This window comes from Streptosporangium sp. NPDC006013, assembly GCF_040614275.1.
GTDB lineage: Bacteria > Actinomycetota > Actinomycetes > Streptosporangiales > Streptosporangiaceae > Streptosporangium.
This window is the reverse complement of the sequence record NZ_JBEXUE010000293.1, coordinates 1-12,775: the sequence shown is the minus strand read 5'-3', so window position 1 is coordinate 12,775 and position 12,775 is coordinate 1. Positions and strand designations below refer to the sequence as shown.

At 72.1% G+C, this 12,775-nt stretch carries 13 protein-coding genes; 6 read left to right on the top strand and 7 right to left on the bottom strand.

Annotation, left to right across the window (positions count from 1 at the left end):
- Positions 1 to 428: 428 nt before the first annotated feature.
- The 4 genes from deoC to ABZ260_RS33720 are packed head-to-tail and all read left to right on the top strand — an operon-like array spanning position 429 to position 3,967.
- Positions 429 to 1,367, top strand: coding sequence for a deoxyribose-phosphate aldolase (gene deoC, locus ABZ260_RS33735; protein WP_355625846.1), 939 nt, complete (start codon positions 429 to 431; stop codon positions 1,365 to 1,367).
- Between the two features lie 9 nt (positions 1,368 to 1,376).
- Positions 1,377 to 2,804 carry an aldehyde dehydrogenase family protein gene (locus tag ABZ260_RS33730; protein WP_355549567.1) on the top strand — a complete coding sequence of 476 codons (1,428 nt, stop codon included), beginning with the start codon at positions 1,377 to 1,379 and terminating at the stop codon, positions 2,802 to 2,804.
- Positions 2,797 to 2,994 carry a hypothetical protein gene (locus ABZ260_RS33725; RefSeq protein ID WP_355625844.1) on the top strand — a complete coding sequence of 66 codons (198 nt, stop codon included), beginning with the start codon at positions 2,797 to 2,799 and terminating at the stop codon, positions 2,992 to 2,994. Before ABZ260_RS33730 ends, ABZ260_RS33725 begins: the two co-directional genes overlap by 8 nt.
- The gene (locus ABZ260_RS33720; protein WP_355625842.1) at positions 2,987 to 3,967 is read left to right on the top strand and encodes an aldehyde dehydrogenase family protein; all 981 of its coding nucleotides are present in this window, start codon (positions 2,987 to 2,989) and stop codon (positions 3,965 to 3,967) included. Before ABZ260_RS33725 ends, ABZ260_RS33720 begins: the two co-directional genes overlap by 8 nt.
- 104 nt (positions 3,968 to 4,071) lie before the next feature.
- Here the strand turns inward: ABZ260_RS33720 and ABZ260_RS33715 are convergent, their stop codons facing one another.
- The 5 genes from ABZ260_RS33715 to ABZ260_RS33695 form a co-directional block, all read right to left on the bottom strand.
- On the bottom strand, positions 4,072 to 5,478 hold the full coding sequence (locus ABZ260_RS33715; protein WP_355625840.1) for an amidase family protein: 1,407 nt from the start codon (positions 5,476 to 5,478) through the stop codon (positions 4,072 to 4,074).
- A 47-nt stretch (positions 5,479 to 5,525) separates the two neighbouring features.
- Positions 5,526 to 5,723 carry a hypothetical protein gene (locus ABZ260_RS33710; protein ID WP_326635151.1) on the bottom strand — a complete coding sequence of 66 codons (198 nt, stop codon included), beginning with the start codon at positions 5,721 to 5,723 and terminating at the stop codon, positions 5,526 to 5,528.
- Entirely contained in the window at positions 5,716 to 6,567 is an 852-nt protein-coding gene (locus ABZ260_RS33705; protein ID WP_355625838.1) for an SPFH domain-containing protein, read from the bottom strand. Before ABZ260_RS33705 ends, ABZ260_RS33710 begins: the two co-directional genes overlap by 8 nt.
- 220 nt (positions 6,568 to 6,787) lie before the next feature.
- Complete coding sequence (hrpB, locus tag ABZ260_RS33700) at positions 6,788 to 9,397, bottom strand: ATP-dependent helicase HrpB (RefSeq protein WP_355625836.1); 2,610 nt, start codon at positions 9,395 to 9,397, stop codon at positions 6,788 to 6,790.
- 173 nt (positions 9,398 to 9,570) lie between these two features.
- Positions 9,571 to 10,200 (bottom strand): DsbA family protein, encoded by a 630-nt coding sequence (locus ABZ260_RS33695; protein WP_355625834.1) that lies wholly within the window; start codon positions 10,198 to 10,200, stop codon positions 9,571 to 9,573.
- A 166-nt stretch (positions 10,201 to 10,366) separates the two neighbouring features.
- Between ABZ260_RS33695 and ABZ260_RS33690 the strand changes: the two genes are divergently transcribed.
- Both ABZ260_RS33690 and ABZ260_RS33685 read left to right on the top strand, forming a co-directional pair.
- Positions 10,367 to 10,975: a TetR family transcriptional regulator gene (locus tag ABZ260_RS33690; protein ID WP_355625832.1), complete on the top strand. Its 609-nt coding sequence runs from the start codon at positions 10,367 to 10,369 to the stop codon at positions 10,973 to 10,975.
- 1 nt (position 10,976) lies between these two features.
- Positions 10,977 to 11,939 (top strand): hypothetical protein, encoded by a 963-nt coding sequence (locus ABZ260_RS33685; RefSeq protein WP_355625830.1) that lies wholly within the window; start codon positions 10,977 to 10,979, stop codon positions 11,937 to 11,939.
- A gap of 113 nt (positions 11,940 to 12,052) precedes the next feature.
- Here ABZ260_RS33685 and ABZ260_RS33680 read toward each other — a convergent pair whose 3' ends face one another.
- A complete protein-coding gene (locus ABZ260_RS33680; protein WP_355625828.1) occupies positions 12,053 to 12,493 on the bottom strand; it encodes a hypothetical protein in 441 nt (146 codons plus the stop codon).
- A gap of 24 nt (positions 12,494 to 12,517) precedes the next feature.
- Positions 12,518 to 12,775: hypothetical protein (locus ABZ260_RS33675; RefSeq protein WP_355625826.1), on the bottom strand; the 258-nt coding region annotated here is incomplete at its 5' end.

Here is a 12,775-nt window from a genome sequence, read left to right as displayed (position 1 = left end):
GCTGGCCTGCTGAGCCTCGCGGGCGAGGCGGTGGCTGTCGGCCTGCTCGCGGAGCTCGGCGGCCCTCTGGGTGATCATCTGGAGCTGAAGCTCGGGACCCATGGGGGTTCCTTTCTGGTGTGGCGCTTTCCTTACACACTCAAGATTCGTCCTAAGGCCCCCGGTCCCACATCGGGAGGATGTCCTATATCCGGGTCGCTCCACGCCCCACCCCTACCTAGGCCCTACCTAGAGCACGCCGGATGGGGAGACTCCGGATTTCCGGCCGCCTCATCCGCGAACGGTGCCGTGTCGCCGGGCCCCCGTGCGACCCCGTGCGACACGGCGAGCCCGGACCCGGCGGATGTTGACGAAAACCGACGGGAGGGCTGTGCAAGGTCCAGTTTGGAACTAATCACACCAGTGGGCATGCTGGAGAGGTGTCAACTATGACTACCTCGCTCGCGGACGTGGCCACGTCCAACGCCACGCTGCGAACCTTCCTGCACGGCCTGCCCGGTGTCGACCGCGTGGGCGCCGACCAGCGCGCCGCGATGCTCGGCACCCGATCCATCAAGACGACCGCCAAGGCCCAGGCCATCGATCTCGCCATCGGCATGGTGGACCTGACGACCCTGGAGGGAGCCGACACCCCGGGTAAGGTCCGCGCGATGTGCGCCAAGGCCCTCCACCCCGACCCGGCCGACCCCTCGGTACCCAGGGTGGCCGCGGTGTGCGTCTATCCCGACCGGGTCGCCGAAGCCGCGACGGCGCTGAAGGGCACCGGTGTCAAGGTGGCCAGCGTCGCGACCGCCTTCCCCAGCGGACGCTCCTCGCTCGACGTCAAGGTCGCCGACACCGTCTTCGCGGTGGCGGCCGGAGCCGACGAGATCGACATGGTCATCGACAGGGGCGCGTTCCTCGCGGGTGACTACGTCAAGGTCTTCGAGGAGATCGTCGCGATCAAGGCCGCCTGCGGCACCGCTCACCTGAAGGTGATCCTGGAGACCGGAGAGCTGTCCACGTACGACAACGTGCGCCGCGCGTCCTGGCTGGCCATGCTGGCCGGGGGCGACTTCATCAAGACCTCCACCGGAAAGGTGCAGCCCGCCGCGACCCTTCCGGTGACGCTGATCATGCTGGAGGCGGTCCGCGACTTCCTGGCCGTGACCGGCCGGAAGGTCGGGGTGAAGCCCGCGGGCGGCATCCGGACCACCAAGGACGCGATCAAGATGCTCGTCCTGGTCAACGAGACCGTCGGCGAGGGCTGGCTCAGCCCCGACTGGTTCCGGCTCGGCGCCTCCACACTCCTCAACGACCTGCTGATGCAGCGCCAGAAGATGGCCACCGGCAGGTACGCGGGTCCCGACTACTTCACCCTCGACTAAGGCGTTCACATGTTTGAGTACGCACCGGCGCCCGAGTCGCGTGACGTCGTCGACATCAGGCCGTCCTACGGCCTGTTCATCGACGGTGAGTGGGTCGACTCCCAGGGCGGGGATCTTCACAAGACCGTCAACCCGGCGTCCGAGGAGGTCCTGGCGGAGGTCGCCTGGGCGACGGAGGCCGATGTCGATCGGGCGGTCTCGGCCGCCCGCAAGGCGTTCGGCGTCTGGTCGGCGCTGCCCGGCTCGGAAAGGGCCAAGTACCTCTTCAGGATCGCGCGGATCATCCAGGAGCGCTCGCGCGAGCTGGCCGTCCTGGAGTCCCTGGACAACGGCAAGCCCATCCGCGAGTCCCGCGACGTGGACCTGCCCCTGGTGGCGGCCCACTTCTTCTACTACGCAGGCTGGGCGGACAAGCTGGGATACGCCGGGTACGGCCCCGGTCCGCGCCCGCTCGGGGTGGCCGGCCAGGTCATCCCGTGGAACTTCCCGCTGCTCATGCTCGCATGGAAGATCGCCCCTGCCCTGGCCTGCGGTAACACCGTGGTCCTCAAGCCCGCCGAGACCACCCCGCTGACCGCGCTGCTGTTCGCGGAGATCTGCGCGCAGGCCGACCTGCCGCCCGGCGTGGTCAACATCGTGACCGGTGCCGGACAGACCGGCGCCGCCCTGGTCAACCACCCCGACGTCGACAAGGTGGCCTTCACCGGCTCCACCGAGGTCGGCCGCCAGATCGCCAGGTCGGTCGCGGGCTCCGGTAAGAAGGTCACCCTGGAGCTCGGCGGCAAGGCCGCGAACATCGTGTTCGAGGACGCCGCGCTGGACCAGGCGGTCGAGGGCATCGTCAACGGGATCTTCTTCAACCAGGGCCACGTCTGCTGTGCGGGCTCCCGGCTGCTGGTGCAGGAGTCGATCGAGACGGAACTGCTCGACGCGCTGAAGCGGCGGCTCGGCACGCTCAGGCTGGGCGACCCGCTGGACAAGAACACCGACATCGGCGCGATCAACTCCGCGGCCCAGCTCGCCAGGATCCGCGAGCTGTCGGACCTGGGGGAGGCGGAGGGCGCCGAGCGCTGGTCCCCGGCCTGCTCGCTGCCCGACAAGGGGTTCTGGTTCCCGCCGACCATCTTCACCGGTGTCGCCCAGTCACACCGGATCGCCCGCGAGGAGGTCTTCGGCCCCGTGCTGTCCGTGCTGACCTTCCGCACCCCGGCCGAGGCGGTGGAGAAGGCCAACAACACCCCGTTCGGCCTCTCGGCGGGCGTGTGGACGGAGAAGGGTTCGCGCATCCTGTGGATGGCGAGCAGGCTCCGCGCCGGCGTCGTCTGGGCCAACACCTTCAACCGGTTCGACCCCACCTCGCCGTTCGGCGGCTACAAGGAGTCGGGATACGGGCGAGAGGGCGGACGGCACGGGCTGGAGGCGTACCTCGATGTGTGAGCATCAGCGCCTCAGGCGCCGTCGCCGCCGTGCCCAGAGCACCCGGGGGTACGGCTTCGCCCGCGCCGGGCGGCCGGTGCTGCGCGGCTGGTTCGCCCACCGGTGCGGCGTGAGCCGCTGCGGTCAGATCTTCGTGCCGGCCCGGCTGGCGCAGCAGGAGAGCTCGTGGAGAGGGCTGGGAAATGAGTAAGGCGGAGAAGCCGGGCCGGGCGCGGGCGACCAAGCAGGCCCCGGAGCAGGCCCCGGAGCAGGCCCCGGAGCAGACCACTGATCAGGCTTTGGGGCGGGCCACGGACCCCGGGGACGGACGTCGGCCCGCACGGCTCGCCGTGCGCAAGACGTACAAGCTGTACATCGGCGGGGCGTTCCCGCGCTCCGAGAGCGGAAGGTCCTACGCGGTGACCTCCTCCAGCGGCGACTTCCTCGCCAACGCCGCCAAGGCCTCCCGCAAGGACGCCCGCGACGCGGTGACGGCCGCGCGCAAGGCCTTCGGCGGCTGGTCGGGTGCCACCGCGTACAACCGGGGACAGGTCCTCTACCGCGTCGCCGAGATGCTGGAGAGTCGCCGGGCCCAGTTCATCGCCGAGCTGGCCGAGTCCGGGACGAAGAACGCGCGGGAGGTCGTGGACGCGAGCGTCGACCGGCTGGTCTGGTACGCCGGATGGTCGGACAAGATCGCCGCGATCGCCGGGTCCGCCAACCCCGTCGCCGGTCCCTACTTCAACATCTCCTCGCCGGAGCCGACCGGCGTGGTCGCGGTGGTCGCCCCCGACAAGCCGCTGCTCGGGCTCGTCTCGGTGATCGCCCCGGTGATCGTCACGGGCAACACCTGCGTGGTGATCGCGAGCGAGCGCGCCCCGCTGCCCGCGATCACCCTGGCCGAGGTGCTCGCCACCTCGGACCTGCCCGGTGGGGTGGTCAACATCCTCACCGGCTCCGTCGCCGAGATCGCTCCCCATCTGGCCGCGCACATGGACGTCAACGCCCTCGACCTGGCCGGGGTCACCGACAGGGCCGTGGCGGTCGCGTGCGAGGAGGCGGCGGCGGAGAACCTCAAGCGGGTCCTCCGTCCCGCCGAGACCGACTGGTTCGCAGACCCGGGCACCGGGCGGATGACCGCCTTCCTGGAGACCAAGACGGTCTGGCACCCCACCGGCGTCTGACCCGTACGGGGCCGCCCGCGCGGGGTCTCTCCCGCAGGCGGCCCCGGCGCCGCGTCGGCCGGTTGCCCGGCGCGCCGGTAGGCGGCGGCCAGACGGAAAGCCGATCAGGCGGGCAGGGCGTGGCGGGTCCAGGGGCGGGCGGTCTCCAGCTGGCCGGCCAGGGCCAGGAGCTGCGCCTCACCCCCCGGGGCGGCGACGAGCTGGACACCGATCGGCATGCCGCTGGAGTGCCGGCCGTACGGGACGGTCATGGCGGGCCAGCCGGCCATGTTCCAGGCCGCGGTGGCTGGCGCGTACGTCAGGTTGGCGCGGGCGTTCGCCAGGAGCCCGCGCCGGCCCCAGCGCTCGGCGGCCGGTGGCAGGGCGGCGAGCGTCGGCGTGACGAGCACGTCGGCGTTGCCGAACCACTGGTCGGCGCCGTACGCGCGCCAGCGGTCACGGCCCGCCGTGCCGTCCGCCCCGAACCTGGCGAGCAGCCGTCCGGCTCTCGCCAGGGCCCTGGTGCGCCGTTCGAGACGGCGCGGGTCGAGGCCGGCCACGTCGCCCCTGGCGCACCCGAACCAGGTGGCGACAGCGGCCGCACCGACCTCGAAGGGCATCCGCTGGGGGTGCTCCACCACGGTGTGCCCCGCCGCGCCCAGGACCTCCGCCGCCCCGGTCACCGCCCGCTGGAACTCGGCGTCCACCGAGAGCCCGGAGGGCAGCGGCATCGGCGCGACCGCGATCCGCAGCCTCAGCGGTTCCGACAGGGTCAGCCCGCCCGGGTAGTCGTCGATGGCGCTGTCCACGCCGAGTGTCTCGCTCTCGCCGGGCGTCGCCAGTGACATGTCATCCGCCATGACGGCCAGGGCCAGGGCGAGATCGGCCACGGTCGTGGCCAGCGGGCCGTTCTCCGACATCCCGTACCAGTCGTGCTCGGGCGGCGGGACCACCCCGTGACCCGGCTTGATCGAGACCAGGCCGCAGCAGGCGGCCGGGATGCGCAGCGAGCCCAGCCCGTCGCTGCCGTGGGCCAGCGGGACCATGCCCGCCGCCACGGCGGCGGCGCTCCCGCCCGACGACCCGCCGGGGGTGCGCCCGAGGTCCCACGGGTTGCGCGTCACGCCGTACACGCTGTCGGAGAATCCGACCAGGCAGAGCTCCGGCACGTTGGTGATGCCGACGACCACCGCGCCCGCGGCCCTGAGCCTGGCCACCACGGGATGGTCCTCGTCCGCGGGCGTGTCCGGCGTCGCCGCGGAACCGTTGCGGGACGCCTCGCCCCTGATCGGCACATTGTCCTTGATCGCGATCGGCACCCCGGCGAGCGGCAGCCCGGACAGGTCCGCCCGCTCCTGCAGTGCCCGCGCCTCGGCCAGCGCCCGCTCGGCGAGGACCGTGCGGAACGCCCCGACGCGCCCGTCACGCTCGGCGATGGCGTCGAGGTGCTCCTCGACGACCATGGGCGCGGTGACCTTCCCCCGTCGCACGGCCTCCGCGATCTCCACTGCGGAACTTCCCACCCACGACATGAACCGAGTGTGGTCCGGCGAGTCCGTCAGGGGAAGCGTCCCACGTCTCAATCAGATGACTTGTCCGGCTCATCGGTGTTATTCCGCTCGCCCCGCCGGGGCTCGCGACCCGCCGCCTTGAGTGCCAGGCGGAGCGCGTACTCCAGCTGGGCGTTGACACTTCGCAGGTCGTCGGCCGCCCACTTGGCGATCACCTCGTAGACGGCCGGGTCGAGTCTCAGCAGGATCTTCTTGCGCTCAGCCATAGAGGCTGCCGGCGTTGACCACCGGCTGCGTCGCCTTGTCACCGCAGAGGACGACCAGCAGGTTGGAGACCATCTGCGCCTTGCGCTCCTCGTCGAGTTCCACCACCTCATCCTCCCGCAACTTGGTCAGCGCGAGCTGGACCATGCCGACCGCGCCGGCGACGATGTGGGTGCGCGCCGCGACCACCTGGGCGGCCTGCTGCCGGACCAGCATCGCCTGGGCGATCTCCGGAGCGTAGGCGAGGTGGGTGATCCGCGCCTCCAGCACCTCCACCCCGGCGAGCTGGGTGCGGTCGCTCAGCTCGGTGGTGAGCTCGGCGGCCACCTCGGCGCCGTCGCGCAGGCTGGTGCGGCCCTCCTCGTGGGCGTCGTACGGGTGGCTGGTGGCCAGGTGCCTGACGGCGGCCTCGGACTGGATCGCCACGTACTGCTCGTAGTCGTCCACGGAGAACGTCGCCTTGGCGGTGTCGGCGACCTTGTAGACGACGACGGCGGCGATCTCCACGGGGTTGCCGTCGGCGTCGTTCACCTTGAGCTTGGTCGTCTCGAAGTTGCGCACCCGGAGGGTGACGCGCTCCTTGCTGGTGAACGGCAGCACCCACTGGAACCCGGCCTGGTTCACCGTTCCGATGTAGCGGCCGAAGAACTGCACGACCTTCGCCTCGTTCGGGTTGATCACCGTGAACCCGGTGGCCATGATCGCCGCGACGATCCCCCACCCGACCGCCGCGGCGATCAGCTGCGTTTCCCCCGCCGTCCACCCGGCCCAGGCCAGGACGGCCCCGAGCGCCAGGAGCCCGATCAGGACGCCGAATCCGCTGATCCGGAAAGCACGTCGTTCCATGTACGCCACCTTTGCTATCGAAGTGATATCACTACGATAGCTCACAAAAGCCGGCCGCGCGCCGGTCGTCGGGTGAGGTTTCCGGCCTTGCCGCCGGGAGTGCCGGGCACGATCGCCTGGCCGGTATGGAAGGTGAGGTTCCCGGCCCTACCGCAGGGAGTGCCGGGCGTGGCTCCCGGGCCGGTGGGGAAGGTGGGCGGAGCCCGGAGTCAGCGCCGTGTCAGCGCCGTGGATTGGTGCGGCGGGTGGCGGTGGCCGACATGGGGTCGTCCGGCCAGGGATGCCGGGGATAGCGGCCGCGGAGCTCGGCGCGGACCGCGCGGTAGCCCTCGCGCCAGAACGAGGCCAGGTCGGCGGTGACCGCGGCCGGACGGCCCGCGGGGGAGAGCAGGTGGATCACCAGCGGGACTCCCGCGACGCGCGGGGTCTCGGCCCAGCCGAACAGCTCCTGCAGCTTGGCCGCCAGTACCGGCTGCTCGCCCGAGTAGTCGATCCTGATCCGCGACCCGCTCGGCACCTCGACCCGTTCCGGGGCCGTCTCCGCCAGCCGGGCGTTCCACGGGACCAGGCGGTGCAGCGCGGAGACCACGTCGAGGCGCTCCAGGTCGGACCGGCGGCGGGCCCGCGACAGCTCGGGCTCCAGCCAGCGGTCGGCCGCCTCGATCAGCGCGTCGTCGTCCGTCGCGGGCCAGGGGTCGCCGAGCGTGCGCCGGCAGAAGGCCAGGCGTTCGCGCAGGGCCACGGCCTCGGGCGTCCAGCGCAGGATCGACAGGCCCTCGGCGCGCAGACCCTCCAGGACGGCGGGTCGTACGTCGGCGCCGCGGAGCGCGCTGTCGGCCAGCTCGATCGCGCCCAGCCGTTCCACCCGGCGAGCCGACACATCGCCACGCCGCTCTCCCGGCGGTACGCGCCAGGTGATCTCCTCGTCGGAGCCGTACAGGGGAGCCGCGGCGAGCCTGGCGATCTCCTCGTCGATCACCACCGCCTGCCTGATCCTGGCGGACGCCACCCCGGCGGGCCGGTCCGCGACCGCGACGGCCAGCCACTCCGCCGTCCCCAGCCGCGACCCGCGTGGCAACTCGGCGGCCGTTCCCGAGGCCATCAGGTACGACCCGCCCCGCCGCCGCGCCACCCGCTCGGGGTAGGCCAGCGCCACGACGATCCCGGCCACGGCGTCGTCGTCCCAGGCCGTCTCGTCTTTCTTCGCCGTCCTGCCGCCCCGGGGCGTGACGTCGGCGGACAGTGGTCGTCCCTGACGCCGGTCGGGGCCGGGGACGGCGCGAGCCAGGCGCCCGGCCTCCTGACGCCACCGGGCGGAGAAGCCGTCCCCGCCCCGGCGCGCGGCGCGCCAGACCGCCACCAGGTCGTCACCCGCGTCCCGGGGCAGCTGCTCCGACAGCAGCGCCACGACCTCGGCGACCCGGGACCTCGCGTTGATCCCAGGGCTGGTCCCGGGGCCGGTCCCGGGGCCGGTCCCGGGATCGGCCCCGGCATCGATCAGGGCCCGTGCCAGGCGCGGATGGACCCCGGCCCCGGCCATCCGCCGTCCCCGCTCGGTCACCCGGCCCATGGTGAGACCCGGCGTGCCAGGGGAGTCCAGGGCGCCCAGGGCGTGCAGGGTGCGGCGGGCGGCGTCCATCGCGGCGGCCGGGGGCGGGTCGAGCAGGGCCAGGCCGGTGGCGGCGGGGTCGCCCCAGCAGGCGGCCTGGAGGGCGAAGCCGGTCAGGTCGGCGAGCGCGATCTCGGGCCGCGCGTGCTCGGGCAGCCGCTCGTGCTCGGCCCGCGACCAGCAGCGGTAGACCACGCCCGGTGCCTCGCGGCCCGCCCGCCCCGCCCGCTGGGTGGCCGAGGCCCGGGACGCGCGGACCGTGGTGAGCGAGCCGAGGCCGCGGGCGTGGTCGGTACGGGGCTCCCTGGCCAGGCCGGAGTCGACCACCACCCGTACGCCGGGCACGGTCAGGCTCGACTCGGCGACCGAGGTGGCGAGAACCACCCTGCGCCGCTCACCCGGGGAGAGAACCGCGTCCTGGACCCGGGCCGGGGCCTGGCCGTGCACCTGGAGGACGTCGACGCCGGGAAGCATCGCGGCCACCCGGCCGATCTCGCCGACGCCCGGCAGGAAGCAGAGCACGTCCCCCTCGTGCTCGGCCAGCGCACGCCGTACGACGGCTGCGACATGGGCCAGGAACGCCGGGTCCACCCGCATGCCGTGGGGCGGCGCGATCTTCCCTGAGGGCGGGGCCCAGACGGGCGTGACGGGATGCGCGGTGCCGGCCGCGTGCACGATCGGCGCGGGGTCGCCCGAGCCGAGGAGGCGGGCCCAGGGGGCGGCGTCGGCGGTGGCGGAGGTGGCGACGATCCGCAGGTCGGGGCGGAGCGTGGCGCGGACGTCGAGCAGGAAGGCCAGCGCGGTGTCGGCATCCAGGTGGCGCTCGTGGCACTCGTCCAGCAGGACTGTGTCCACGCCTTCGAGGTCGGGGTCGCGCTGGAGCCGCTGGAGGAGGACCCCCGTGGTGACGACCTCGACGACGGTCCTCGCGCCGGCCCTGCGCTCGCCGCGGATGGAGAACCCGACCTCCGCGCCCACCTCCGACTCCAGCAGCCATGCCATCCGCCTGGCCGCCGCCCGTACCGCCATCCGCCTCGGCTCGGCCACGATCACCCGCTTCGCCGCCGGGCCGTCGAGTAGCCCGGCCAGCGCGAGCGGGACGAGCGTGGTCTTGCCGGTGCCCGGGGGCGCGGTGAGCACGGCGACGCCCCGCTCATCCAGCGCCGCGAGCAACTCGGGCAGGGCATGGCGGACGGGCAGGCCGGACCAGTCGGAACGCACCCGTCCAGTGTCCACGAGCCCGTCCCGCCACGAGACGCGCCCCCGGCACGCGCTGTCGCCTTCCGCTGACGAAGTCAGCCGGGCGGGGCATGTCCCGCCGCCGATGTGATCCACAACACGGGGGCGAAGAGGCGCGTGCGGGCGAGCGCACCCCACGGGGCCGGCATGATCTGTCAGCTCGGGTCGTCGAGCCGGGGCTCCTCGTGCGAGACGCCCTTGAGCTCGTGGAAGCCCGGCGTGCTCGCCACCAGCAGCGTCCCGTCCCACAGGCGGCCCGCCCGCTCTCCCGTGGGAATCCGGGAGATCACCGGGCCGAAGAACACCACGCGCTCGCCACCGGTGGCGGGGCCGGCGGCGGCGACCACCGGGGTGCCGACGTGTTCGCCGATCAGGCCGATGCCCTCGGCGTGGGAGGCCCGCACCGCCTCGTCGTAGGCCGTCGACATCCCGGCTCCGGCCAGCTCCGCCGGCAGTCCCGCGGCGGCCAGGGCGGCGTCGAGAGCACCGGCCCAGTCCGTCCCACGTGCGCGCCCGGCGGTCCACATCGCGGTGTACAGCCTGCCGAGCGCCTGCTGCCCGTACTCCTGTCGTACGGCGGCGCAGACGCGTACGGGCACCCACAGGTAGCCCTCGGTGTCGCCCTCCGGATCCTCGTCACGGCCCTCGTTGAGCACCGACAGGCTCATCACGTGCCAGCGCACCTCGACCGGCCGTACCTTCTCCACCTCCACCAGCCATCGTGAGGTGATCCAGGTGTACGGGCAGGAGGGGTCGAACCAGAAGTCCGCGATCGTCTTGTCCATCCTGCCCGTCCTTCCCGGCTCTCCGATCATCATCCCCGGTCGTGCCCGGGCAGCGTGCCACCTTCATCGGATCGCGCGTCACAACCGACCCGCACGCCCTTTCTCGCCCGCCATAAAAAGCGAACCGGGTTTGCTTTTGAACCTGGTTCAGTTTTACTGTGCTCGTATGGCAGGACTGCGAGAGCGGAAGAAGGAGCAGACGCAACGGCGGATCGCCGCGGTGGCGCTGCGGCTGTTCGCCGAGCGCGGCTTCGACGCGGTGACCGTCAACGAGATCGCCGAGGCCGCCGAGGTGGCGAAGGTGACGCTGTTCAAGTACTTCCCGACCAAGGAGTCGCTCGTCCTGCGGGGCGTAGGTCAGGAGGACCTGGCGGGGATCGTCACCGCGCGGCCCGCCGGGCAGTCGCCGCTGGAGGCCCTGCGGGCGCACTACCGCGCGTTCGCCACCGAGCCGGCGACGGTCGTGGACAGGGACGCCCTGATCACCCAGATGCGGGTGATCTTCGCCAGTCCCGCGCTCAGCAGCGGTGCGAACGAGCTGCTCCACGGGCAGCGCCAGGCGCTGGCGCTGGCGCTGGCCGAAGAGCACGACGAGTTGACGGCCGCTCTGATGGCCGCCCAGATCACCGCCTCCGTGCTGACCCTGCAGGAGAGGTTCTTCCGCCTCCTGGTCTCCGGCGCCTCGCCGGAAGAGGCGGGCCACGACCTGTGCGGAGACGTCGAACTCGCCTTCGACCTGCTGGAGTACGGCATCAACCGACAAGGGAGACAGTGACGTGCGCGCGCGAGGAATCAACTACGACACCGGGTTCCTTCCCGGTCGCGACAACAGCCGCAAGGTGTTCGACTCCGACGCCGTCCGGCATGACATGGGCGTCATCGCCGATGAGCTGCACTGCGACGCCGTACGGATCTCCGGTGGCGATCCCGCGCGGCTGAGCGTCGCCGCCGAGCACGCCGCCGCCGCGGGGCTGGAGATCTGGTTCGCCCCCTTCCCCGTCGACCTCCCGCCCGAGGCGATGCTCTCGACCTTCGCCGACTGCGCGGAGCGGGCCGAGGCCGTGCGAGGCGGCGGGGCCGAGGTGGTGTTCGTGACCGGGTGCGAGATCAGCGGGTTCGGCGCCGGGTTCATCCCCGGCGCCACGTACCACGATCGCCTGCAGGCGATAAGCACCGCCGACATGGAGTGGTGGACCTCGCTCGGCCCCGTCCTGGAGCGGCTCAACGGTTTCCTGGCCGAGAGCGCGGACGTTGTCAGGACCCGTTTCGGCGGGCCCGTCACCTACGCGGCGGCCCCGTGGGAGTTCGTCGACTGGGCCCCGTTCGACATCATCGGCGCCGACGCCTACCGGGCCGCCTACAACGCCGACACCTTCCAGGAGGAGCTGCGCGACAAGTTCAAGCACGGCAAACCGGTCGCGGTGACCGAGTTCGGCACCTGCGCCTACCGGGGTGCGGGCGAGCGCGGTGGCATGGCCTGGCAGCCGCCGGAGGGCGCCGTACGGGACGAGGGCGAGCAGGTGCGCTACTTCACCGAACTGCTGGACGTCTTCGAGAAGGAGGGGGTGGACACCGCTCTCTGGTTCACCTTCGCGGGCTTCAGCCACATCGGGGACGGGGACATCGCCTCCTACGGCGTGGTCAGGATGCTCGACGAGAGGCGCTGGGCACCGAAGGAGGTGTTCCACGCGATGGCGGCCAGATACGCCCGCGACCGAGCCGTCCGGCGAGACTCATGAGTCACCGGGGGAGGTCCGGGAGGGGGTGGACGGTCTGAGCCGCCGGCGCCCGGAGAGGCCGGGACTGCGGGCCGATCATGACGCTTTGGCGCCGTCGTGGTCCCTGGGGGTCCTCAGCCTGATAGTGGCAGCGGCGAGTTGGCCGAGTCGAGGTGCTCGACAGTGGTGAAGACGAGGACGTCGTCGCCGGCGTTCTCGATGTCGTGCAGGAGGAACTCTCCATCGCCGAAGGTGAAGTGTCGAGTCTCGCCGGCGTCGTAGGACACCTCGCGGGTAGTGCCGTCAGCGGTGTGCTGGCGGCTGCGGCCTGCGTTGACGGCGGTCCAGAAGTAGTCGAGGACGTGCCGGTGCGCGTGCCACCGCTCCCCGGGTTCGAGGCGGATCTCCCACACGCGGACGCGGCCGTTCTCGCTGAGTAGCCGCGAGCCGACGTGCGGGTCGTAGGCGTGGGTCTCGAACTCCTCGCGAAGCGCGTCGGACCAACCCTCGAAGTCCGTGGCGACGACGGTGCCCGCCAAGGGGGCGTCGGTCAGGAATGCCGGTGTGGTGGTCATTGGGGTTCCTCTCGTACGTCGTGGTCACTGGCCCGGGGCGTAGAGGCCGAATCGCAGGTCAGGATCGCCGGGCACCCAGGTGCAGTCGACCTGCGAGCGGGTGCCCATCTCTTTGACCCGGCGCAGCAGGCGCTGGCCGAGCTCGAGCTGGCCCGGCTCCCATTTCGCCAGAGCGGCGGGGATGGCGCCCACACGCCACCGACGGACGCAGGCACCTTTCTGCCCCAGAGGGGCACGAGCTCCCATCTGCCGGAGTCGTCCGGCTCGGTCGCCCTGATCCGG

What these genes read in the sequence shown, in the direction of transcription:
- ABZ260_RS33730 (WP_355549567.1), top strand. Translation starts at nt 1,377, where the DNA reads ATGTTTGAGTACGCACCGGCGCCCGAGTCGCGTGACGTCGTCGACATC.
- ABZ260_RS33695 (WP_355625834.1), bottom strand. Translation starts at nt 10,200, where the DNA reads ATGGACAAGACGATCGCGGACTTCTGGTTCGACCCCTCCTGCCCGTAC.
- ABZ260_RS33725 (WP_355625844.1), top strand. Translation starts at nt 2,797, where the DNA reads ATGTGTGAGCATCAGCGCCTCAGGCGCCGTCGCCGCCGTGCCCAGAGC.
- ABZ260_RS33690 (WP_355625832.1), top strand. Translation starts at nt 10,367, where the DNA reads ATGGCAGGACTGCGAGAGCGGAAGAAGGAGCAGACGCAACGGCGGATC.
- deoC (WP_355625846.1), top strand. Translation starts at nt 429, where the DNA reads ATGACTACCTCGCTCGCGGACGTGGCCACGTCCAACGCCACGCTGCGA.
- ABZ260_RS33680 (WP_355625828.1), bottom strand. Translation starts at nt 12,493, where the DNA reads ATGACCACCACACCGGCATTCCTGACCGACGCCCCCTTGGCGGGCACC.
- ABZ260_RS33715 (WP_355625840.1), bottom strand. Translation starts at nt 5,478, where the DNA reads ATGTCGTGGGTGGGAAGTTCCGCAGTGGAGATCGCGGAGGCCGTGCGA.
- ABZ260_RS33710 (WP_326635151.1), bottom strand. Translation starts at nt 5,723, where the DNA reads ATGGCTGAGCGCAAGAAGATCCTGCTGAGACTCGACCCGGCCGTCTAC.
- ABZ260_RS33720 (WP_355625842.1), top strand. Translation starts at nt 2,987, where the DNA reads ATGAGTAAGGCGGAGAAGCCGGGCCGGGCGCGGGCGACCAAGCAGGCC.
- ABZ260_RS33705 (WP_355625838.1), bottom strand. Translation starts at nt 6,567, where the DNA reads ATGGAACGACGTGCTTTCCGGATCAGCGGATTCGGCGTCCTGATCGGG.